This window comes from Nostoc sp. ChiQUE01b (assembly GCF_034531255.1).
Lineage (GTDB): Bacteria > Cyanobacteriota > Cyanobacteriia > Cyanobacteriales > Nostocaceae > Nostoc.
The window spans coordinates 51,999-72,478 of the sequence record NZ_JAVRBM010000036.1 but is presented as its reverse complement, the minus strand read 5'-3'; the positions used below and the strand labels follow the sequence as shown (position 1 = coordinate 72,478).

General features: G+C 41.2%; 26 protein-coding genes. 18 read left to right on the top strand and 8 right to left on the bottom strand.

What is annotated here, in order from left to right:
* Positions 1-56 precede the first annotated feature (56 nt).
* From RMY63_RS22560 to RMY63_RS22550, 3 genes are all read left to right on the top strand, one after another.
* Positions 57-1,241, top strand: coding sequence for an NAD(P)H-quinone oxidoreductase subunit H (locus tag RMY63_RS22560; RefSeq protein WP_322730853.1), 1,185 nt, complete (start codon positions 57-59; stop codon positions 1,239-1,241).
* Between the two features lie 175 nt (positions 1,242-1,416).
* Positions 1,417-2,184, top strand: a complete 768-nt coding sequence (locus tag RMY63_RS22555; RefSeq protein WP_322730852.1) for a phospholipase D-like domain-containing protein — start codon at positions 1,417-1,419, stop codon at positions 2,182-2,184.
* Between the two features lie 228 nt (positions 2,185-2,412).
* On the top strand, positions 2,413-2,949 hold the full coding sequence (locus RMY63_RS22550; protein ID WP_322730851.1) for a GAF domain-containing protein: 537 nt from the start codon (positions 2,413-2,415) through the stop codon (positions 2,947-2,949).
* Between the two features lie 411 nt (positions 2,950-3,360).
* On the opposite strand, the gene RMY63_RS22545 is transcribed toward RMY63_RS22550, so the two are convergent.
* Entirely contained in the window at positions 3,361-3,498 is a 138-nt protein-coding gene (locus RMY63_RS22545; RefSeq protein WP_322730873.1) for a type II toxin-antitoxin system RelE/ParE family toxin, read from the bottom strand.
* Positions 3,486-4,100: a hypothetical protein gene (locus RMY63_RS22540; RefSeq protein WP_322730850.1), complete on the bottom strand. Its 615-nt coding sequence runs from the start codon at positions 4,098-4,100 to the stop codon at positions 3,486-3,488. The genes RMY63_RS22545 and RMY63_RS22540 overlap by 13 nt, the downstream gene beginning before the upstream one ends.
* 209 nt (positions 4,101-4,309) lie before the next feature.
* On the opposite strand from RMY63_RS22540, the gene RMY63_RS22535 reads away from it, so the two are divergent.
* From RMY63_RS22535 to RMY63_RS22520, 4 genes are all read left to right on the top strand, one after another.
* Positions 4,310-4,693, top strand: a complete 384-nt coding sequence (locus RMY63_RS22535) for a toll/interleukin-1 receptor domain-containing protein (protein WP_322730849.1) — start codon at positions 4,310-4,312, stop codon at positions 4,691-4,693.
* Positions 4,690-6,567, top strand: coding sequence for an NB-ARC domain-containing protein (locus tag RMY63_RS22530; protein ID WP_322730848.1), 1,878 nt, complete (start codon positions 4,690-4,692; stop codon positions 6,565-6,567). Before RMY63_RS22535 ends, RMY63_RS22530 begins: the two co-directional genes overlap by 4 nt.
* Positions 6,568-6,874: 307 nt before the next feature.
* Complete coding sequence (locus RMY63_RS22525) at positions 6,875-7,129, top strand: UPF0175 family protein (RefSeq protein ID WP_322730847.1); 255 nt, start codon at positions 6,875-6,877, stop codon at positions 7,127-7,129.
* Positions 7,122-7,607 carry a DUF3368 domain-containing protein gene (locus RMY63_RS22520; RefSeq protein ID WP_322730846.1) on the top strand — a complete coding sequence of 162 codons (486 nt, stop codon included), beginning with the start codon at positions 7,122-7,124 and terminating at the stop codon, positions 7,605-7,607. Before RMY63_RS22525 ends, RMY63_RS22520 begins: the two co-directional genes overlap by 8 nt.
* Before the next feature lie 29 nt (positions 7,608-7,636).
* Here RMY63_RS22520 and RMY63_RS22515 read toward each other — a convergent pair whose 3' ends face one another.
* The 4 genes from RMY63_RS22515 to RMY63_RS22500 are packed head-to-tail and all read right to left on the bottom strand — an operon-like array spanning position 7,637 to position 9,270.
* Positions 7,637-8,002 (bottom strand): type II toxin-antitoxin system VapC family toxin, encoded by a 366-nt coding sequence (locus RMY63_RS22515; RefSeq protein ID WP_322730845.1) that lies wholly within the window; start codon positions 8,000-8,002, stop codon positions 7,637-7,639.
* Positions 7,999-8,256, bottom strand: a complete 258-nt coding sequence (locus RMY63_RS22510; RefSeq protein WP_322730844.1) for a DUF2281 domain-containing protein — start codon at positions 8,254-8,256, stop codon at positions 7,999-8,001. Before RMY63_RS22510 ends, RMY63_RS22515 begins: the two co-directional genes overlap by 4 nt.
* On the bottom strand, positions 8,243-8,368 hold the full coding sequence (locus RMY63_RS22505; protein ID WP_322730843.1) for a hypothetical protein: 126 nt from the start codon (positions 8,366-8,368) through the stop codon (positions 8,243-8,245). The genes RMY63_RS22510 and RMY63_RS22505 overlap by 14 nt, the downstream gene beginning before the upstream one ends.
* Positions 8,369-8,421: 53 nt before the next feature.
* Complete coding sequence (locus RMY63_RS22500; RefSeq protein WP_322730842.1) at positions 8,422-9,270, bottom strand: Rpn family recombination-promoting nuclease/putative transposase; 849 nt, start codon at positions 9,268-9,270, stop codon at positions 8,422-8,424.
* Between the two features lie 116 nt (positions 9,271-9,386).
* On the opposite strand from RMY63_RS22500, the gene RMY63_RS22495 reads away from it, so the two are divergent.
* From RMY63_RS22495 to RMY63_RS22460, 8 genes are all read left to right on the top strand, one after another.
* Positions 9,387-9,608 (top strand): hypothetical protein, encoded by a 222-nt coding sequence (locus RMY63_RS22495; RefSeq protein WP_322730841.1) that lies wholly within the window; start codon positions 9,387-9,389, stop codon positions 9,606-9,608.
* Between the two features lie 142 nt (positions 9,609-9,750).
* Positions 9,751-10,146: a hypothetical protein gene (locus tag RMY63_RS22490; protein ID WP_322730840.1), complete on the top strand. Its 396-nt coding sequence runs from the start codon at positions 9,751-9,753 to the stop codon at positions 10,144-10,146.
* A 279-nt stretch (positions 10,147-10,425) separates the two neighbouring features.
* Positions 10,426-11,484, top strand: coding sequence for a BMP family protein (locus tag RMY63_RS22485; protein ID WP_322730839.1), 1,059 nt, complete (start codon positions 10,426-10,428; stop codon positions 11,482-11,484).
* Positions 11,485-11,586: 102 nt separating this feature from the next.
* Positions 11,587-13,059: an ABC transporter ATP-binding protein gene (locus RMY63_RS22480; protein WP_322730872.1), complete on the top strand. Its 1,473-nt coding sequence runs from the start codon at positions 11,587-11,589 to the stop codon at positions 13,057-13,059.
* A 1-nt stretch (position 13,060) separates the two neighbouring features.
* Entirely contained in the window at positions 13,061-13,636 is a 576-nt protein-coding gene (locus tag RMY63_RS22475) for a zeta toxin family protein (protein ID WP_322730838.1), read from the top strand.
* Entirely contained in the window at positions 13,629-13,811 is a 183-nt protein-coding gene (locus RMY63_RS22470) for a hypothetical protein (RefSeq protein ID WP_322730837.1), read from the top strand. The genes RMY63_RS22475 and RMY63_RS22470 overlap by 8 nt, the downstream gene beginning before the upstream one ends.
* Positions 13,812-13,928: 117 nt before the next feature.
* Positions 13,929-14,990: an ABC transporter permease gene (locus RMY63_RS22465; protein WP_322730836.1), complete on the top strand. Its 1,062-nt coding sequence runs from the start codon at positions 13,929-13,931 to the stop codon at positions 14,988-14,990.
* Positions 14,991-15,065: 75 nt separating this feature from the next.
* Positions 15,066-16,004 (top strand): ABC transporter permease, encoded by a 939-nt coding sequence (locus RMY63_RS22460; RefSeq protein ID WP_322730835.1) that lies wholly within the window; start codon positions 15,066-15,068, stop codon positions 16,002-16,004.
* Positions 16,005-16,143: 139 nt separating this feature from the next.
* Here RMY63_RS22460 and RMY63_RS22455 read toward each other — a convergent pair whose 3' ends face one another.
* On the bottom strand, positions 16,144-16,749 hold the full coding sequence (locus RMY63_RS22455) for a DUF4276 family protein (protein WP_322730834.1): 606 nt from the start codon (positions 16,747-16,749) through the stop codon (positions 16,144-16,146).
* Positions 16,746-17,900: an AAA family ATPase gene (locus RMY63_RS22450; protein WP_322730833.1), complete on the bottom strand. Its 1,155-nt coding sequence runs from the start codon at positions 17,898-17,900 to the stop codon at positions 16,746-16,748. The genes RMY63_RS22455 and RMY63_RS22450 overlap by 4 nt, the downstream gene beginning before the upstream one ends.
* Before the next feature lie 183 nt (positions 17,901-18,083).
* On the opposite strand from RMY63_RS22450, the gene RMY63_RS22445 reads away from it, so the two are divergent.
* From RMY63_RS22445 to RMY63_RS22435, 3 genes are read left to right on the top strand one after another with little or no spacing between them, the layout of a single operon-like run.
* Positions 18,084-18,842, top strand: coding sequence for an ATP-binding cassette domain-containing protein (locus RMY63_RS22445; RefSeq protein ID WP_322730832.1), 759 nt, complete (start codon positions 18,084-18,086; stop codon positions 18,840-18,842).
* Positions 18,839-19,471, top strand: a complete 633-nt coding sequence (locus RMY63_RS22440; RefSeq protein ID WP_322730831.1) for an ABC transporter permease — start codon at positions 18,839-18,841, stop codon at positions 19,469-19,471. The genes RMY63_RS22445 and RMY63_RS22440 overlap by 4 nt, the downstream gene beginning before the upstream one ends.
* Positions 19,471-20,385: a glycine betaine ABC transporter substrate-binding protein gene (locus RMY63_RS22435; protein ID WP_322730830.1), complete on the top strand. Its 915-nt coding sequence runs from the start codon at positions 19,471-19,473 to the stop codon at positions 20,383-20,385. The genes RMY63_RS22440 and RMY63_RS22435 overlap by 1 nt, the downstream gene beginning before the upstream one ends.
* The last annotated feature ends 95 nt before the right edge of the window (positions 20,386-20,480 follow it).

Sequence of the window (20,480 nt, the reverse complement as noted above, 5' to 3'; positions counted from 1 at the left end):
CATTGAAAATTTGCCTTCAGCACGCTACGCGAACACAACGGGAGAACACAAAATCTATGACCAGACTAGAAACCCGCACTGAACCAATGGTGCTAAATATGGGGCCACACCACCCCTCAATGCACGGGGTTCTGCGGCTAATCATGACTCTGGATGGCGAGGATGTCGTTGACTGTGAACCAGTTATCGGCTATTTGCACCGGGGAATGGAAAAAATCGCTGAAAACCGTACTAATGTAATGTACGTCCCTTACGTCAGTCGCTGGGACTACGCGGCGGGAATGTTCAACGAAGCCGTCACTGTCAACGCCCCAGAAAAGCTTGCAGGTGTTGCTGTCCCCAAACGCGCTAGTTACATCCGCGTCATCATGCTGGAATTGAACCGCATCGCTAACCACTTGCTGTGGTTTGGCCCTTTCCTCGCTGACGTAGGTGCACAAACTCCCTTCTTCTACCAGTTCCGGGAACGGGAGATGATTTATGATTTGTGGGAAGCTGCCACGGGTTATCGGATGGTGAATAACAACTACTTTCGTGTTGGTGGAGTAGCAGCCGATTTACCTTATGGTTGGGTAGATAAGTGTCTAGAATTTTGCGACTACTTATTACCTAAAGTTGATGAGTACGAACGCTTAGTAACTGATAATCCCATCTTCCGGCGACGTGTTGAGGGTATTGGTACTATCACTCGTGAAGAAGCAATCAACTGGGGACTTTCTGGCCCAATGTTACGCGCATCTGGCGTGAAATGGGATTTGCGAAAAGTTGACCATTACGAATGCTACGACGATTTTGACTGGGATGTACAGTGGGAAACCGCCGGTGATTGTTTTGCCCGTTATGTGGTGCGGATGCGGGAAATGCGCGAATCTGTGAAAATTATTCGCCAAGCAATTAAAGGACTTCCTGGCGGCCCTTACGAAAATCTGGAAGCCAAGCGTTTAGCCGCAGGTAAAAAATCCGAGTGGGATGCATTTGATTACCAATTCATCGGCAAAAAAGTTTCTCCCACTTTCAAGATGCCCAAAGGTGAAATCTATGCGCGTGTAGAAAGTGGCAAAGGTGAATTGGGAATTTATTTAGTTGGCGATGATAACGTCTTCCCTGCACGTTGGAAGATTCGCGCCGCAGATTTCAACAACCTTCAGATTGTCCCACATTTACTGCGAGGCATGAAGGTTGCAGATATTGTGGTAATTCTTGGCAGTGTTGACGTAATCATGGGGTCTGTGGATAGGTAGAAAATATCTATCTAATCACTTTTTAGAGCAGTTGTATTATGCAGCTGCTCTTTTTTTTACAATTTTTGAAGACGGCGATTTATCGCGTCTCTTGTCTCGCACCCTTCATAAATCTGGCTGGAAAAATTTTTTATTCATATAACAGATGTACAAAATATTTATAGCGTTTTAAATAATGCCCTGCATCTTTGACAACATAGATTTGCAGCTGCTACCGATTTTACGAGAAACCCTCAAAGTCTCTTATCGGGCAGATTTTTGTGTTGGCTACTTCAACCTTAGAGGTTGGCGAAGAATTGATGATTTAATCGAACAGTATGTTAGTAGTGAAAATGCTTGTTGCCGTTTACTAATTGGGATGCAAAGCTTGCCCAGTCATGAAGTTCATGCGGCATTTAGCCTTGGTAGTGGTGATGGACGGATTGACAATAGTAGCATCGTGCGGTTTAAAAAACGCATGGCGGCAGAATTTCGCCAGCAGTTGACTATCGGTGCGCCGACTAATCAGGATGAAGCGGGGTTGCGGCGGTTAAGTCATCAGCTAAAAACTCAGAAACTAATTATTAAACTGTTTTTGCGCCATTCTCTTCACGCTAAGTTATATCTTGTGCATCGTCATGATCCTAACACTCCCACAGTGGGATTCTTGGGTAGTAGTAATTTCACCCTTCCCGGACTGGCGAAACAAGGGGAATTAAATGTTGATATTTTAGACCACGATGCTTGTAATAAACTGCAAAAGTGGTTTAGCGATCGCTGGCAAGATTACGGTTGTGTAGATATATCTCAAGAATTAGCTGAAATTATTGATCAAAGCTGGGCTAGAGATGAGTTAATCTCACCTTACTACATCTACCTGAAGATAGCTTACCACTTATCCCATGAAGCGATCGCAGGACTTTTATTCTTTTTTACCAGCCGAGGGAGTAGAACGAATTATTAATTTGCGAGAACGACTCCGCAAACGACTGCAAGAAAATGCTGAAGTAAAAGTAAACTTGCTTTGTATAACTTTTCTTAATAATTTATTTTAAATTCTCCAAAGAGGTTGACTGGTATAATACTCAGTTAATCTTGAATTGCTACTATAAATACAAGAATGTATTTAAATAACGTCTAATAAATTACTATATAAATTCGACAGGATTTACTTAGTCATAATTTTAAAACGGTGCAAATTCATTCTCACTCGAAATTTAACCATAGCCGCGATCGCTGTGAACAGGGTTTGCAAAATTTGCTCGATCGCCTTGTTAAAACGATGCAACGCGATGAGTTAGTCCGGCAAACAACCAATCAACTCAGAGAATCGCTTCAGGTTGATCGGGTGGTGTTGTATTATTTTTACAGTCAGTGGCAAGGACAGGTGACTTTTGAATCTTTGAGTTCTCAAGAATTTTCAATACTTGGTTCCACTGGCCCAGATGATTGTTTTAACAACGAGTATGCTGCTTTATACTTAGGAGGACGAGTAAAGGCGATCGCTGATATTGAATTAGAGCCAATCCAGCCTTGTCACCAAGATTTTCTCCGCAATATGCAGGTTCGCGCCAACTTGGTTGTACCAATTGTCATACCTAGAGGGTTATGGGGATTGTTAGTAGCACATCACTGTCAAGGGCCTCATTATTGGTCGCCATCAGATATAGAAATGATGCAAACAGGGGCACAAACTCTAGCAACAGATCGTAATATTCTGGAGAGTTAAAAAGGCGTTTAGCTAGGGACTTCCAAATAAAAAAATATCCAATTATTTATTGTGGGGTAGGCGTCTCGCCTATTGTTTTTGCCAAACCTTAGAGACAAAGGAGTTAATACATCAACTCACACTCGTAAATTGCCACAGGTATTGGGTTGAAGAATCACTCTGGAACTTGGTTATCAATGGAGGCAGGAGTTAGGGGCAGGAGGCTCAGTTGGGAAACTGACCCCTAACTCCTGCTGTTACCGTCCCTTGCGCGTCTCGTAGAGAAGGGAACTTGCGGTTAAGACCCCCACTGAACCAAAGTTTCAGTGGTCTCAAATCAGGAGGGGTCAGAATCCTATAAGTGATTTGTCCTCCAGCATAGCTGCCTTCTGCCTTCTTCAACTTCTTTAATGATGGCATGAGCTAAAATCACTACGTTTTGACCATGAAAAAATATAGAATTCTATACTGTACTCTGATGTGCTTGGCTCTTAATTTATAAATACCATCACGCAGTAAATCTGCGGCAGGTCGTCTTAATTCAAAACCATACTCAGCTAATTGCTCAATATGCCAACTAAAATGTGAGTTAATTCAGTTAATTCTTCAGGAACTCGATATAATTTTAGGTCTTCTGTTATTTTTTTTTCCTGACGGTTGTAGATTGCAAATCGCCAATCTTCACCAGTAGTGACTGCCCCATAAAGAACTGATAACTCTGAATTTATCCATTGGTCGAGTGCAATTAACTCAACTGCTAATTGAGTAAACCCTCTACTTAAATCTGCTTGTTTTGCTTCAATGACTAACAAGCCTTTACCTTTATCAATGTAATAATCCAAACTGCCTTTTAGTTGGTCACTAACACTAATGGGATACTCAATATTTAATTGGGTTTGGGCAATTTCGCAAACCTCTAGTAATATTGGTGCGATAATTGCTTGCTTGCGTGCGTCTTCACTAAGTAGCTTGACGCGTCGGAAATTACGCTCAATCACTCGCTGTAATTCTGCAATTATCTCAGAGTTAAATTCTGTTTTTGGTAATTGTAGCCGTTCGCGTTGATAGGAACAGCCAAGTTCAGCCAGAATATCTTCAGGGGAAAACGGCAGTTCAAAATATTTGCTGAATGTATAGCTTTGACCGGGTTGAATGATTCGGGGACGACTCATAAAGCAGTTTTCGTATCGATGGCATACACTACTCTACGATTATTCTTAACAGAACTATTGCTTACCGAAAAAGATGGGTTTAAAGCCCCGTCCTAAAAAACAGGCATTCCAGTCGGAGACTGGGAACGAGACAACCCTCATGTAGAGACGCGATTTATCGCGTCTAATAAATTTGTTAAATTAATATCATTCAAGTTGAGAATTTAACCATGCCCAATGTCTTCATCAGTCATCGTAAAAGTGATGCTCAACAAGCTGAACAGCTGGCAAATGAATTAGGTGATGCAGGGCATGAAGTATGGTTTGATGAATGGAAGATAGACGTAGGAGATTCGATTGTTGAGCGTGTTGACCAAGGGCTAGAAGGATCTAAGTATTTAGTGCTGTGTTACTCCTCTTCTAATATGTCGCCTTGGGTAAACCGTGAGTGGATGTCAGTGTTAGCTCGACAATTGTCAGGACACCAAGTAAAGGTATTGCCAATTTTGCTTACAGGTGGGGAACCGCCTGCTATTCTAGCTGATATTAAATATGCAGATTTAGTTAATGACTGGTCAAAAGGCGTATCTCAATTGCTGCGGGCAATAAAATGAGTGAGAGAAACTGGCAGGTTTACATTGCCCATCATCAGGAAGAAGAAGATTTAGCAGAAAAATTGGCAAAACACATCCGCGAGGCTGGCTATGAGGTAGTACATCGCGGAACTGTCATGGTGGGGGAGTCATTCACCGAGGAAGTCTCAAAAATTCTGAGTGCTGGCGGGGCAGTGGTATTGTGTGGAACTAGTAGAGCATTGGGAACCCGTTGGGCATCCCAGATTGTTAACGCAGCCAGACAGCAGACTTATGGTAAACAAACGCGAGTTTTTTGTATCCAAATGGAACAGGAGGCGGATGTAGAGAGATTGAGCTTTGATGAATGTATTGCTCTTTATTGGCAAAACCCTGCAAAAGCAATTGAGGATTTGATTGCTGCACTCAAAAAGCACTATCCCCTTAATACTAATATTGCTCATTCTGTTTACCGTCCCCTGCAAGCGCCACCTTTACCTGCACACTTTGTAGAACGCCCAGAGTACAGCGATGATTTAAAAACTCGTCTTTTAAATGGTTCATCGTCTGATAGTCGCACTTTAGTAATTACTGCGATTCACGGTTTGGGTTCGGTGGGCAAATCTACTTTAGCTGCGGCTTTAGCCCATGATGCAGAAATACAATCTCGTTTTTGTGATGGCATTCTTTGGGCAACATTAGGTCAACAACCCAATGTGCTGGCTTTACTTAGTGGCTGGGTGCAAGCATTAGGAGACTATAGCTTTAAGCCTACAAGTGTAGAAGCAACTTCCTCGCATTTGCGGACTCTGCTTTATGACAAGGCTGTGTTGCTGGTGGTGGATGATGCTTGGAATACCGAAAATGCACGAGCATTTAATTTTGGTGGTGCGCGTTGTCAAGTTTTAGTAACTACTCGTGAAGGTCACATTGCCGATGCCTTAGCAGCCAGCACCTACAGTCTGGATATAATGAAACCAGACCAGGCAATGGAATTGCTGACGAAGAAATTAAGACGCGAGATTGCAGGCACAGAACGTCACTCAGCAGAAAATTTAGCCAAAGGCGTTGGTTATCTTCCCCTAGCATTGGAACTTGCAGCCGCCGAAGTTGCCTGTGGTACGACTTGGAATGAAATGTTGGCGGATATTCAGCAAGAAGTAGCCAGATTAACGAGTTTTGACCGACCGGAAGCCGAAGAAATTACCGATGAGGCTAGTTTAAAACGCCTGAGTTTAACCGCATCATTAAATTTGAGTGTCAAGAGAATGCCACCAGAAAAGCAGCAGCATTTCTCTTGGTTAGGGGTATTGCCGGAGGATGTCAACATTAATAAGATGATGGCAGCAACGCTGTGGCAGATGGATAAGCGTGATGCTGCCAGGGCGATTCAGAATGAGTATTTTCGTGCCGATGCCTTGAGTACCTTAGCTGAGAAATTGCCAGATATATTGCCAGAAGCCCTTGCTGCTGCCAGGGGGATTCAGGATGAGTATTCTCGTGCCAATGCCTTGAGTGCCTTAGCTGACAAACTGCCACCAAAGTTATTGTCAGAAGCCCTTGCTGCTGCTAGGGGGATTCAGGATGAGTATTCTCGTGCCAATGCCTTGAGTGCCTTAGCTGACAAACTGCCACCAGAGTTGTTGCCAGAAGCCCTTGCTGCTGCTAGGGCGATTCAGGATGAGGATTATCGTGCCAATGTCTTAAGTGCTTTAGCTTCTGGTTTGTCACAAATGCCAACTGCCGAACTTTTTTCCCTTTGGCAAGATACACCTCATGAATTATCCCTTCGCACTCGCTCTAATTTGCTGCAAGATATCAAAGCATTGTTTCCAGTTATCTTTGCATTAGGTGGCAAAGCAGCAACGGTAGAAATTGCTCGTGCAATTGTGGATGTGGGGCGATGGTGGAAATAATTTGTAATTCGTAATTCGTAATTCGTAATTTAAGAGAGTTAGATTTAACTTGCTATCTGTAGTCTCATTTTAGTCAATTGGTATAAGAGGATGTAGGATCTGTAGTTTTAAGGGAAGTGCGATCGCCTTTTACAGCTACTCAACCATCAAGCAGGTATCGCATTTACAAACTCTCTCTGGTGTCGATGAGTGGTTGATCTCTAGTAGTCATAAAATCATCACAGAAATTGTCTAGACTGTCAATGAGCGATCGCCAGGGGTTATCTTTGGCAATGAGAGCGATCGCGTTACCAATTTAACTGAATTTATGACCATACAAATTAACATTCAACTTCCAAATGATGTTTTTTCAGCACTCCGCACTAACCCAGAAACGTTTGTTCAAGAGATGCGTTTAGCGGCGGCTATCAAGTGGTATGAAATTGGTACGCTTTCCCAATCTAAGGCTGCTGAAATTGCCGGAGTTAGTCGTCACCAATTCCTAGAAGCACTCCATCGCTATAATGTTTCACCTTTTCAAGTAACTCCTGAAGAATTAGCCCAGGAGTTAGCGCGTGACTAGACTATGGGTTGTAAATGCTTCTCCATTGATTGTACTGACTAAGATTAACCAAGTTCATTTGCTCTCAGAACTTTGTAGCGAGGTTGTTATTCCTAGCGGTGTTGTTCAAGAAATCTGCATTGCACCGGATAATGACCCTGCAAAACTCTGGATTTTGAATGAAGGAACTAGCTATATTCAAGATGTGGAACAAGTCGATCCAGTGATTGCTGCATGGGGTCTTGGTTTAGGAGAAAGTCACGTTCTCACGTGGATATATAACAATCCTGGCTATGAAGCAATTTTAGACGATCGCGCCGCAAAAACCGCAGCACTTGCTTTAGAGATTCCGGTGCGGGGAACTCTCGGTGTTATTCTACTTGCAAAACAAGAAGGTAAGGTAGAAGCCGCTAAACCTATTATTGAGCAACTGATTCAGGTTGGTTTTAGAATCAGTACACAAGTTTTGGAGTCAGCACTTAGACTTGTTGGTGAATAGTGCATTAGATGTGTAAATTTATCTTATAGTCATAAAAAATCAGAATCAAGAGTAAGAATTTGACGATAGCCTGTCTTTTCAGCCATCAAAACCAGAGTTGCATCTGCCAAATCCATTGGTCGATCACGGTATTGCTCCATCAATGCTAATAAACGGCTGTAATCGCTTTCCTGAATATCGTAAATCGTCAGCAGTTTGTCTAAAAGAAGCTGCCCTAGTTGTTTTTGCATCTGCCAGCTGCCACGATAAAGGGCGAGGTACATAGCTTCTGTCAGGCATGACCAAGTTGTAATCAGAGGTTTTGCCAAACGCAAAACTGCACTTCTATAAACATTGTGCTGGGGTTGAGTTTGATCGACCAAACAAAGCAAGACTCCTGCATCACACAGGATCATAGTTCTAAACCTTGTTGCCGATACTTGTTGAGCAAGAGTTGCTGATACTCGCTAGCTGGTTCAGGTAAACTTGTGTCTAAGCGATCAACTGCCTCAAACCAGCGTGACCATGCCTTGAGGGTTTCATCCTGCTGAGTGTCAACTGTTTTGGCTTGATGTTTGTGAACAACAAAATCGATGAAGTCACTAACTTCTTGCAGGAGTGGTTCGGGGAGTTCCTGCAATTTAGCGATCGCGGTATCACGAATGGTCATGAGAATTACGTTTTTCAACTTTTTCCACTATTTTGGACTCACCATCTTGATACTCAGCGCGAACTGCTTGAATTAATCCAATATTATCATCATAAACATCATGGTTAAGCATCTATGGAAAAATGCGATCGCCTCTATCTTAGCAGCACCTACAGAAGAGTGGGCTTATCGCTCTGCTAACCACGACTGTAAATCAGCCACACTGGTAAAATCTAACAATGCTTCACTCAAGTCTTCCAGAACAGGTAAAGGTAAACCAGTGATGGCGGAATGCATTTCTGGAGTCAGTTCGCCAAATCGCTTTTTTAGCAATCGGTTAACTAAATTAACTGTTGCTTCCTCGCGCCCTTCTTCGCGCCCTTCTTGCTTAATTTCGCGATAAACTCGCGTTTCCTTGAGTGTGATTCCCAGCATCGACTCTACCTCCCTTCTACTTAATTGCTCAAACTTGTACACCATAATCGTCGTAATCATCTCTATTATGGCGCGACTTGTGGGTGATGATACTTCTTGCCGAGTTCTAGTTAATAAATACCTGGCTTGTTCTGGTGCTTGTTCTTCGTTAACTGTCGTTAATACCATCACCGCTACCCATAAAGGTAAGGTACGAATATCCCCCAATTCATCTAAATATATTCGATGCACTTGTCCGCCATTGAGCAATGAGCGATGGGGATGAATCTGGCTTTGTTCCAGACTGCGAGATGGGTAAATTATGACTGCTTGCCAATCGCTAAATCTCTCACGGTTGCGGTAAAAATATAGTGAAGACTCAGCAAATACTCTTTCGTAAAGCTGTTCATCTTTTTGGAATTGGACTTCACAAAAATACACTACTCCTGCACCTGCATTTTCTGATGGGAGGAATACGCCGTCAATTTCAAATTTGGGTTCTTTAACTGCTACTGAGTCAAATCGATAGGCATTAGCATTTGTTGGCGGATTGGTCAATAATTCAAATAATAACGTGGGAGATTGTTGAAATAGTTTGTAAAATATCGAGTCTCGCCGCATGAAGTATTCTTATTTTGCTAAACCGAGTCCACACTACCATAGAAATCTTGAGTGATTTTGAAAGTTCTAACTTCGTATGGTAATGAGAGTTTTACTGGATACCCACTTCGCAACTTATGGGAGCAACTTCGCAACTTATGGGAGCAGCTTCGCAACTTATGGGAGCAGCTACACAACTTATGGGAGCAGCTACACAACTTATGGGAGCAGCTACACAACTTATGGGAGCAGCTACACAACTTATCGGAGCAGCTTCGCAACTTATCGGAGCAGCTTCGCAACTTATCGGAGCAGTCTACCTTAAAGTTTTGATGAAGCTTAGACAATTATCTCTATAAATACCAACATTTAGTAATTAAATTACGAAAAATTACTGCTATAACTTGAAAAATTTATTACAAAAATTGTGAGTTTTGCTGAACCCGAATGCAGTTGAATTGAGGCAAGCTAGCTCTATAAGCATTTTAAAGGAGTAGTTTTATGTCTCGTAAAAAACGTACATCCCGTATTTTAGAAAAAGCTCAGTTAAGATCCGCCGGACTAAAATCGATTGTTCCAAATATCAAATTTGATGAAGATTATAGTTTGGAAAAACTAATTGAGTCAATCGATCAGTTACGTAACAAAATTGATGTTTATAATACCGCTCTGTCTGTGGTTGATTCTTCTAAAACTGAAATTGAAGAGATGGAAAAAAACTTGAGTCAGCTTTCTGAGAAGATGCTGATGGTGGTTGCTATCAAATACGGCAAAGACAGCCGCGAATATGAGATGGCAGGTGGTGTTCGCTATAGCGATCGCATCCGCAAAATTAGGTCGAGTCGCTTGAAAAATGTTGCAGAACAAGCATCTGATGAAAATGCTAAAACTGCATAAAATGCAGGATAATACCAATTCGCAATTCGCAATTCGCAATTCGCAATTGAGAAATTTAGATACAGCAAGGCAATCCCTGCTTACATCTGTTGCCTTATTTTAGAGAATTGGTATAAGATAAGAGACGCGATGAATCGCCGTTTTTACAAAAGACTGATTATTGTAGAGACGGCGATTTATCGCGTTTTTGATAAATCTGGGAGAAACTGTTTCCAAAGTACCACCTACGACTTTAGAGTGTTGAAATAACTCAAATAGTTATCTATCTGAAGGCGAGGTATGACAACAAACTTTACTCGGCGTGAATTTATCTTGCTCGGTTCAGCAGGATTTGGTACTAGTTTATTGCTGCAAGCTTGCAGTAATCAGCCGACGACACCAACAGCGACAACAACGGGTGGTACTGAAGGGTTTAAAATAGCGATCGCTCTCCCTGGAATGATTACCGATAAAGGCTGGAATCAATCTGGTTATGAAGGCATCAATCTAGCAAAACAAAAGCTAGGTGCTCAAACCGCCTATGTCGAAAAAGTAGCACAAGCAGATCAAACAGAAGTATTAACAGATTTTGCTCGTAAAGACTACAATCTTATCTTCGCGCATGGCGGACAATTTGATGCTGCAATTGAACAAGTCGCCTCACAGTTCCCCAACACATTTTTTGTGGGAGTAAATGGTAATCTCAAGGGTGAGAATATTGCTTCTTTACGAATAGATCACCTACAAGCTAGTTATTTGTGTGGGATTATCGGTGCTTCTGTCACTAAATCTAATAAATTAGCTTACATTGCTGGAGAGAAGTTTCCCGCAACTGAAGGAGAACTGCGGGGATTTGAATTAGGAGCAAAGTCTGTTAAACCAAATATCCAAGTTACTTCTACTTTTACAGGTGATTGGAATGATGTTGCCAAAGCCAAGGAAGCAACTCTCGCATTAATTTCTGCCGGGGCTGATGTCATCTATCAATGGTTAGATAATGCCTCAGCCGCAGTCTTACAAACAGCAGGTGAAAAAGGAGTATATGCTTTTGGTAACACTAAGGATCAATTAGACGTTGCACCAAAAGCTGTCTTAACCAGCGCTGTCAAACGCTTAGATTTAGCCATCGCTTATATAGCAGAATTAGCCAAACAAAAACAAATCAAAGGACAAATATATACAATTGGTCTAGAAAGAACAGATATCTTATTTTTAGGAAAATTTGGGGCAATCGTACCGGAAGCAGTCAAGCAAAAGGTATTGAATGCGAACCAAGAAATTGTTAATAAAAAGATTGTTTTTGAAGATTGCAAAGAGGCTGGTAAGGATACACGCTGCGTGAAGAAGACGACAACATAGGTTTAGCAGACTATACTAAAAAACTTTTGTGGTGAGGACTTTAGCCCAGATTTTGAAGACTAAATTCCTCACTAAAAGCTATGAGCTATCAGTTTTGTGAACATGAACTATTTACGCTTAAACAATATTACCAAACGCTTTGGGTCTTTTATTGCTAATGACAATATCAATCTCTCTATCGCATCTGGAACTATTCATGCAATACTAGGCGAAAATGGTGCAGGGAAGAGTACTTTAATGAATATTATTAGTGGACTCTATCAACCCGATGCTGGTAAGATTTATCTCCAAGAACAACCAATAAAAATTACCTCACCAAATGAGGCCATTAAATTAGGTATTGGCATGATTCACCAACACTTCATGCTTGTACCTCAATTAACTGTCACAGAAAATATCATCTTAGGGATGGAGAAAACTTGGCGGCTAAATTTACAATATAAACAGCAAGAAATCGCCGCATTATCTCAAGCTTATGGATTAGAAATTGACCCTACTGCCAAAGTTGAAAATTTATCTGTTGGGGCACAACAACGGGTAGAAATTCTTAAAGTTCTCTACCGTCGAGCAAACTTGTTGATTCTTGATGAACCTACAGCAGTTTTAACACCGCCAGAAGTAGAATCATTAATTGTTATCTTGCGCCAATTGGCAGCCGCAGGCAATACAATTATTTTTATCAGTCATAAATTAGAAGAGGTAATGAATCTCTGTGATTCAGTGACAGTTTTGCGCCAGGGAAAGGTAGTAGGAACAACATCAATTGAAACGGCGACACCTCAGCAGTTAGCAGCATTGATGGTAGGACGGGAAGTAGCTTTACAGTTAAATAAAAATCCTACATTACCAGGAGAAATTATCCTATCTGTGCAAAATTTACAAGTTGCTGATGAAAGAAATATTCTTGCTGTAAATAATGTCTCTTTTGAACTGCGGGCGGGAGAAATTTTAGGAATTGCTGGTGTCGATGGTAATGGACAGCGAGAATTAGCTGATGCCATTGCTCTTTTGCGGACTATTAAGCAGGGTAAAATTGAGTTTACGCCCAAGCATTCCTTAGTGGGCTACATCCCAGAAGATAGGCAGACAATGGGATTGGTGTTGCAATTTAGCATCGCCCAAAATTTGATTTTAAAAGCTTTTAAATATCTGCCATTTTGTCGCCGTTTTTTGTTACAACAAGAAGCGATCGCTAATTATGCCCAAGCTGCAATGCAAGAGTTTGATATTCGGGCCAATGGGATTGATATCAAGGTAAGTCAACTTTCGGGAGGAAATCAACAAAAAGTGGTGTTAGCGCGAGAACTGGCGCATTCCCCAGCTTTAATTATCGCTATGCAACCCACAAGGGGGTTAGATGTCGGGGCGACGGTAGCCGTCCAGTCTCGAATATTAACAGAACGCGATCGCGGTGCCGCAATTTTGTATATTTCTACTGAGTTAGAAGAAGTGATGACAATGAGCGATCGCATTGCCGTAATCTACAGAGGTGAGTTTGTGGCTATTTTGGATGCAGCCACGGCGAAGGTGGAAGAAATTGGTTTGTTGATGGGTGGGGGAATAGCCAAAGGATAAAATGCCGAGTCTTTATATCATCGGTGGTGCAAATGGTTCAGGAAAAACTACTGTTTCAATGAGTTTGTTACCGAATTTTCTAGACTGCTTTGAGTACGTAAATGCAGATGCTATTGCTGCTGGACTATCTCCATTAAATCCTGATTCAATGGCTATGGAAGCAGGAAGATTAATGATTATGCGACTGCGGACGTTATCTAATTCAGGTAATGATTTTGCTTTTGAAACTACGCTAGCAGCTAGAAGTTTTGCACCTTTTATTATTGGTTGTAAAGCAAAAGGCTACACAATTAACTTAATATACTTTTGGTTACAAAGCGTTGACTTGGCAGTAGAACGAGTAGCAGTAAGGGTTGCTAGTGGTGGACACTTGATTCCAGAAGATGTGATTCGTAGACGCTACCAACAGGGGCGAAACAATTTGATTTCTTTATACTTGCCTTTGTGCGATCGCTGGATTATCTATGATAACTCTAACAATGATACTAGGTTAGTAGCTGAGTATCGTCGTAGTCAACAACTTGTTATTTATGAAAATGCAATTTGGAATCAAATCAGAGGAGAGGAAAATGGCTGAACAAGAATTAGAGCTTTTATCAAGCAAAATTGATGCTGGAGTCAAAGCCGCAATTGCAGCAGCGATTGAAAGACATCGCCGGCTTGGTCAATCGATTAGTATTATGCGAGAAGGAAAAGTTGTAACTTTAACGCCTGATGAAATTACAGCTATTCAGAATCAGCAGAACAGTTAGAACAAAATTTAAAACTAAAAATGATGTTTATAAATTGTTCAATTTGATTCAGCTTTGAGGAGTTAATAAACTGCATAGGAAATCATATCTCCAAACCTAACGATCGCAACTAATCGCATGAAATTCCTGTTACCAATCCTATCACCGCTAATTGCGTTGGCGCAGCCCGCCGCAGGCATCGCCTCCGCCCTCATTGTCGGTGCTATCCTCATGTTAATTGCTGGGGCAAATCCCATCACCGCATACAGCATCCTATTTCAAGAATCTCTCTCTACCTACTTTGGATTTGGTAACACCCTCACCAAAATGACACCGCTATTGTTCACCAGCTTAGGCGTGCTAGTAGCATTGCGGGCTGGGCAATTTAATATCGGTGGGGAAGGACAAATTTATCTGGGTGCGTTGGGAAGTACTTTAATTGGGTTATACGTGCAAGGATTACCTGCGGTGATTCATATCCCCTTAGCACTTTTGGCAGGATTTCTCTTTGGTGCAGTTTGGGGTTGGATTCCTGGTTATCTCAAAGCAATGCGTGGAGTGAATGAGGTAATTACTACATTGTTGCTCAACTATATCGCCGTGAATTCAGTTAGCTATCTCGTACAAAATCCATTAATGGCAACAGGTGCGCCTAGTCCTTATTCGCCATTAATTGCCAAAACATCGCGTTTGCCGATTATATTACCACAAAGCCTCGCCCATGCTGGGATTTTATTCGGTTTAATTGCCGCAGGTATTTTATGGGTATTGTTAGTGCGATCGCCACTAGGTTATCAAATTACAGCAGTGGGATTTAACCCCATTGCCGCCCGTTATGCCCACATATCTGTTGAACGTACCATTATGGTGGTAATGGCTGCTTCAGGTGGTTTAGCTGGGTTAGCTGGGAGTTGTGAAGTGATGGGGTTGAAATATCGGCTATTTGAACAAGTTTCACCCGGTTATGGATTTGATGCCATTGCGATCGCTTTTTTAAGTCGTGGTAGTGTTATCGGTGTAGTATTAACTTCTTTGTTTTTTGCAGCGCTTCGCAGTGGTGCAAATGTGATGCAGCGTAGTGCAGGTGTGTCGGTAACTGTAGTTTACGCGATTCAAGGCTTTATGGTGTTATTTATTGCTATCAGTTTCGCAGTCGAAAGAGAGATAAGACTCAAAACACAAAGGGACACGAAGGTTTAACCCAGACGAACACGGAGAAAACTTTGCGAAACTTTGCGCTTCCCTCTGCGAACCTCTGCGTTAAAAAATAACTCTATGAATAATCTCAACTTCTTCTCCGATTACTTAATAGCGACTTTGCGTCTAGCCATCCCCTTAGCATTTGCAGCCCTTGGAGGATTGTACTCGGAACGTTCAGGGGTGTTAAATATCGCCTTAGAAGGAATGTTGCTTACAGGTGCTTTTACTAGTGCTACTGCTACTTTCTACACTGGTAATCCCTGGCTTGGTATCCTTGCATCCTTAATTGCTGGCGGATTAGTCGGACTACTCCATGCTGTTTTGTGTGTAACTTTGCGTATCGATCAATTGGTATCTGGACTAGCAATTAATCTTGTCGCAGCTGGATTAACATCGTTTTTCGCTCGATTAGTGTTTAGTGGCAGTAGTACACAGCAGTTACCTGGAATCGGGGCAATAATTATTCCTGGTTTAGCCAATATTCCCCTGATAGGGCCGCTACTATTTCAGTCAGATATTTTAGTATATTTCTTATTTATCCTAGTTATTTTAACTACATACATTTTATTTAAAACTAGCTTTGGATTGACATTGCGGGCAGTGGGAGAATCTCCGAAAGCTGCTGACACGGCAGGAATTTCCGTACCATTTGTCCGTTATATCGCTGTGGTGATTAGTGGCTGTCTTGCGAGTTTGGGAGGTGCTTATTTAACTCTCGTACAAGTAAGATTTTTTGCCGAAGGGATGAGTGCTGGTAAAGGATTTATTGCGATCGCAGCATTAATTTTTGGCAGATGGCATCCTGTAGGTAGTGCTTTGGCTTGTTTGCTGTTTGGAGCTACAGAAGCTTTACAACTGCGAATTCAGGCATTAGGGGCAAATATCCCTTACCAATTTTTAGTCATGCTACCTTATGCGATCGCTTTATTAGCATTAGTGGGTAAATTGGGGAAATCTACACCCCCGAAAGCTTTAGGTACCCCCTACTTTGGAGAAAATCGCCACTCAGAATAATTTAACGTGAGTGGTTTAACTTTTGCCTTCTTAGATTACTGATTAGATACCGACAAATTACCGATATAACCTGAAAATTTTATGAGACAAAATTGCGAGTTTTCCTGAACCGAAACGCCGTTTAATTGAGGCAGTTCAGTCATGGAATCAAATCAATCTCACAAAGAGACAGAATAGTATTCAAAAATTCCTTTAATTCAGGACACAGATTGACTGCATCCATTAGATTATTGTTTTTTAAAATCTTGGCTGCATCGCGAGTTTTACTATAACTGCGTTTTTTACCTAACTCGCATATTTCTTTAATATGATATGACGGAGGTTTATTGTGATTCACCTGCTCAGGTAATCCCCTTGGTGCTGACTTATTATGTCCAGCCAATTTTTGAATAGTTGGCCAATAAGGTAGTAGCCAAGCTTCAAAATCATACTGCGCTGCATGGGGATAAAAATTCGGATTATTCCCAACCCACATTTTCATTTTTGCTTTAGCATCTGCGGCATCTTGAAAATCATTGGTTCCTGTATAAACATCTGTTAGTGCAATCACAGCATTGAAAGCATCTCTCCCTGTCAGTAAATTTTCAACCTTACGCCTGAGTTTTTCTTCTTTGGGAATCCGACCATCATCAGGTATAAACTGAAGTTTAGGCATTTGTTGTTGCAAGCGTGACTCCAGGAAATCTCGTAAAATCGGCGCAAAAGCTTTTTCTGTTGCACCCTCAACTAAAATTGCTATTCTCATGGACGACCACCGATTAAGTTCATCGCCCAAATTTGATCTAAACTATAATCTTCTAGCCATTTTTCTAAATCAAAAAAGTCACCCCAATTCATAGTTGTTAAACCATTCTCAGAATCACAAACTAGAACTTCTTCAGGTTTTAAAAATCTTATTAATCTATCTGAATGGGTTGCTACAATTAGCTGAGTTTGTTGAGCAGCTTCGCGCATTAAATCAGCTAATAGCCTTAATAATTCTGGGTGTAAACTTACTTCTGGCTCATCAATAAGAGTGACAGCAGTTAAATCTGGACTTTGCAGCAGCGTTACTAACCAAAGAAACCGCAAAGTTCCCTCAGACAACTGGTGCATATAAAGAGGCTTAGAAAAATTTTTGTCTTTCCAAGTCATTGCTAAAGTTCCTGCTGCTACTGGCGGGAACGATAAACGCTCAAAATCTGGAAATGCAGCAGCAAGAGTATCTTCAATAATTTCAAATCGTTCTGAATCAGTTTCTCGCAAATAATAAAGGCAGGAAACTAAATCTTCTCCATGAGAACCTGGTAAGGTCACTGGGCGCATTGATTGTGGTAAACGAACTGGGCTTTTAGGAGCAACATTTAATGCTCCATAAAAAGTGCAAGAAGCTAATCTTTTTCGCAGATTCTCTGGCTCTTGGTACATTTTGGGAACTTGAGCAAGAGAAGTTTCTAAGGGATTATGATCCCAATTTGGGCGTAATAGCTTTTGATCTTCTGTATTAAAATATTTAACATCTAAACCACGAGAGTCAATGTGTTTAAAGGGTTCCGATGCATGACGATCATTTTGTTGAGTAAGTGTTTCTAGAGAAATTTCATATGCTAACCCTTTAGGAGCGACTTCTAGCGAGTAGTCGAGTGATGCATAACCGGGCACACTCATGGACAAAGAAATTGTTATACTTTTAGCCTGATCGCGCGTCATAATATCACCCAGTCCACCTAATTCGGAAATTTTGGTTCCTAGTTGAGCATTTGCTGATGCTGCTAAAAGTGAAAAAATTTCTAACAGAGAGGTTTTACCTACACCATTAGCCCCAATCATCACCGTCAGGGATCGCCCATGCATATCGACTTGTACATTATACAAGCGACGATATCCTTCAATTGTTATACTTTGAAACGAGTTCATAATATAGTTACCAACTGTTATACTTATTGCTTTGTACTGTCCGTACTTTCTGATCTTTTCCCTACTGTAAAGCCTTAAGGCAATTCTTAGCAGTATCTACAAAATCTGAATAGGGCAAAGCGGGCGTTAGCATAATAGCAAATCAACAAATAATGTAATATATGCCTATATCAAAAGCCACTCATGCCGCAAAATAACCAAACCGCCGTTGAATTCCGCGATGTCACTTTTAGCCGCAATCATCGCCCATTGGTGTCAAATCTCAATTTCACCATCCGTCAAGGAGAAGCACTGGTATTACTTGGGCGCAGTGGTAGCGGCAAAACCACGACAATGAAGTTAATTAATCGCCTATTTACACCTACACAAGGCGAAGTTTTATTTGATGATATTCCCACAACTCAATGGGATGAAATTAAACTGCGGCGAAAAATTGGTTACGTTATTCAAGAAATTGGTTTATTTCCCCATTTTACAGTTGAACGCAATGTGGGTTTAGTTCCTTCTTTAGAAGGTTGGCAACCGAAACAAATTAAAATGCGGGTTTATGAATTGTTGCAATTGGTAGGCTTAGAACCAGCACAATTTGCAGGGCGTTATCCGCACGAACTTTCAGGAGGACAAAGGCAAAGAGTCGGTGTAGCCAGGGCTTTAGCAGCAGATCCGCCAGTGTTGTTGATGGATGAACCCTTTGGCGCACTCGATCCAATTACGCGGCTAGAACTGCAACAAGAGTTTCGGCATTTGCAGCAGGAGTTAGGCAAAACTGTTGTGTTTGTCACTCATGATATTCAAGAAGCCTTGGTGTTGGCATCGAGAATTGGTTTAATGTCTGGCGGAGAATTGATAGTATTGGGGACGAGAGATGAATTTATGCGATCGCAACATCCAGAAAGTCTCGCCTTTCTAAAATGTCTGCGTTCCCTGCAAGATACTTTATGAAAAATTTCTTCTTGGTTAAGTATGCCCCAGAAATTCTTCAGCATACTCTAGAACATCTATTTTTAGTAAGTATTGCAATTGGAATTGCCATACTTGTAGGCATTCCATTAGGTATTTTAATTACACGTAAAACCTATCTCCGTCAACCAATTCTTGGCATAGCGAATATTTTCCAAACTATTCCTAGTTTGGCACTCTTTGGTTTACTTATTCCTGTTCCCATAATTGGCGGCATTGGTGCAGTACCAGCAATTGTTGCCCTGACTGTATATTCTTTGCTGCCGATAATTCGTAATACTTACACAGGTATTGCTAGCATCGATCCAGCGATTCGAGAAGCTGGGAGAGGCATGGGAATGACAGATAAACAATTGTTATTGCAAGTTGAGATTCCCTTAGCGATGGGAGTAATTTTGGCAGGAGTGCGTGTAGCAACAGTAATTGCTATAGGTATTGCAACTATTGCCGCAGCGATTGGGGCTGGTGGTTTGGGAGTATTTATTTTTCGTGGCATATCAGTAGTGAACGATCAGTTAATTTTAGCTGGTGCAGTTCCGGCGGCGGGAATTGCATTACTAGCTGACTTTGCAATTGGCTGGTTAGAGAATAAATTAAAAATTAAAAATTAATGAAAAGATTTTTCAGGCTTTGCTTTTTAACTTTTGCTTTGTTACTGGTAATCACTAGCTGTGCGCCGAATTCAAATAATAGCAGCGATAGCAATATTATCGTTGCTTCTAAAGATTTTACCGAACAAGATATTTTAGGTGAACTTTTAGCACAGCAAATTGAGGCAACAACTAATTTAAAAGTAGAGCGCCGTTTCCGTTTGGGTGGTTCTTTTATTTGTCATAGTGCGATTACTTCTGGGAAAATTGATGCATATATTGAATACACAGGCACATCTTTTACTGGGATTTTAAAGCAAAAAGCAGTTAATGACCCTAAAGAAGTTTATCAGAAGTTAAAACAACTTTATGCCCAGCAATTTAATTTGGAAGTGATGCCAAGCTTGGGTTTTGAAAATACTTTTGCGATGATTATCCGAGGTGAAGATGCCAAGCGTAACAATATTCAAACTCTCTCCCAAGCTTCTCAATATACACCTCAGTGGCGCGGCGGTTTTGGCTATGAATTTTTGGAAAGGGAAGATGGTTTTCCGGGATTAGCTAAAACTTACGGGTTACTTTTTGCTAAACCTCCCCAAATTATGGACTTGGGTTTAGTATATCGTGCTCTGATTCAAAAACAAGTAGATATGGTGGCGGGTAGTTCCACAGATGGGCAGATTTCCCGCTTGGATGTAGTGGTGCTAAAGGATGATAAAAAATATTTTCCTCCTTACGAAGCTGCACCAATTGTTCGACAAGAAACTTTAAAAAAATATCCCGAATTAAGAACAGCGATCGCATCACTTGCCGGAAAGATTTCGGCAGATGAAATGCGGCAACTAAACTATTTAGTTGAGGGAGAATTACGTAATGTTAAAGATGTTGTCCAGGAGTTTCGGAAATCGAAGGTATTAGGTTTATCTCAAAGATAAGTAATACCAATTTTTAAAAAGAATGCGACAAATAAACTATTTGTAGAGACGCGATGAATCGCGTCTTTACCCAAAGATATGTTGCAATCATTAAT

What these genes read in the sequence shown, in the direction of transcription:
- RMY63_RS22560 (WP_322730853.1), top strand. Translation starts at nt 57, where the DNA reads ATGACCAGACTAGAAACCCGCACTGAACCAATGGTGCTAAATATGGGG.
- RMY63_RS22555 (WP_322730852.1), top strand. Translation starts at nt 1,417, where the DNA reads ATGCCCTGCATCTTTGACAACATAGATTTGCAGCTGCTACCGATTTTA.
- RMY63_RS22540 (WP_322730850.1), bottom strand. Translation starts at nt 4,100, where the DNA reads ATGAGTCGTCCCCGAATCATTCAACCCGGTCAAAGCTATACATTCAGC.
- RMY63_RS22535 (WP_322730849.1), top strand. Translation starts at nt 4,310, where the DNA reads ATGCCCAATGTCTTCATCAGTCATCGTAAAAGTGATGCTCAACAAGCT.
- RMY63_RS22530 (WP_322730848.1), top strand. Translation starts at nt 4,690, where the DNA reads ATGAGTGAGAGAAACTGGCAGGTTTACATTGCCCATCATCAGGAAGAA.
- RMY63_RS22525 (WP_322730847.1), top strand. Translation starts at nt 6,875, where the DNA reads ATGACCATACAAATTAACATTCAACTTCCAAATGATGTTTTTTCAGCA.
- RMY63_RS22515 (WP_322730845.1), bottom strand. Translation starts at nt 8,002, where the DNA reads ATGATCCTGTGTGATGCAGGAGTCTTGCTTTGTTTGGTCGATCAAACT.
- RMY63_RS22510 (WP_322730844.1), bottom strand. Translation starts at nt 8,256, where the DNA reads ATGACCATTCGTGATACCGCGATCGCTAAATTGCAGGAACTCCCCGAA.
- RMY63_RS22505 (WP_322730843.1), bottom strand. Translation starts at nt 8,368, where the DNA reads ATGCTTAACCATGATGTTTATGATGATAATATTGGATTAATTCAAGCA.
- RMY63_RS22500 (WP_322730842.1), bottom strand. Translation starts at nt 9,270, where the DNA reads ATGCGGCGAGACTCGATATTTTACAAACTATTTCAACAATCTCCCACG.
- RMY63_RS22495 (WP_322730841.1), top strand. Translation starts at nt 9,387, where the DNA reads ATGGGAGCAACTTCGCAACTTATGGGAGCAGCTTCGCAACTTATGGGA.
- RMY63_RS22490 (WP_322730840.1), top strand. Translation starts at nt 9,751, where the DNA reads ATGTCTCGTAAAAAACGTACATCCCGTATTTTAGAAAAAGCTCAGTTA.
- RMY63_RS22485 (WP_322730839.1), top strand. Translation starts at nt 10,426, where the DNA reads ATGACAACAAACTTTACTCGGCGTGAATTTATCTTGCTCGGTTCAGCA.
- RMY63_RS22480 (WP_322730872.1), top strand. Translation starts at nt 11,587, where the DNA reads ATGAACTATTTACGCTTAAACAATATTACCAAACGCTTTGGGTCTTTT.
- RMY63_RS22475 (WP_322730838.1), top strand. Translation starts at nt 13,061, where the DNA reads ATGCCGAGTCTTTATATCATCGGTGGTGCAAATGGTTCAGGAAAAACT.
- RMY63_RS22470 (WP_322730837.1), top strand. Translation starts at nt 13,629, where the DNA reads ATGGCTGAACAAGAATTAGAGCTTTTATCAAGCAAAATTGATGCTGGA.
- RMY63_RS22465 (WP_322730836.1), top strand. Translation starts at nt 13,929, where the DNA reads ATGAAATTCCTGTTACCAATCCTATCACCGCTAATTGCGTTGGCGCAG.
- RMY63_RS22460 (WP_322730835.1), top strand. Translation starts at nt 15,066, where the DNA reads ATGAATAATCTCAACTTCTTCTCCGATTACTTAATAGCGACTTTGCGT.
- RMY63_RS22455 (WP_322730834.1), bottom strand. Translation starts at nt 16,749, where the DNA reads ATGAGAATAGCAATTTTAGTTGAGGGTGCAACAGAAAAAGCTTTTGCG.
- RMY63_RS22450 (WP_322730833.1), bottom strand. Translation starts at nt 17,900, where the DNA reads ATGAACTCGTTTCAAAGTATAACAATTGAAGGATATCGTCGCTTGTAT.
- RMY63_RS22445 (WP_322730832.1), top strand. Translation starts at nt 18,084, where the DNA reads ATGCCGCAAAATAACCAAACCGCCGTTGAATTCCGCGATGTCACTTTT.
- RMY63_RS22440 (WP_322730831.1), top strand. Translation starts at nt 18,839, where the DNA reads ATGAAAAATTTCTTCTTGGTTAAGTATGCCCCAGAAATTCTTCAGCAT.
- RMY63_RS22435 (WP_322730830.1), top strand. Translation starts at nt 19,471, where the DNA reads ATGAAAAGATTTTTCAGGCTTTGCTTTTTAACTTTTGCTTTGTTACTG.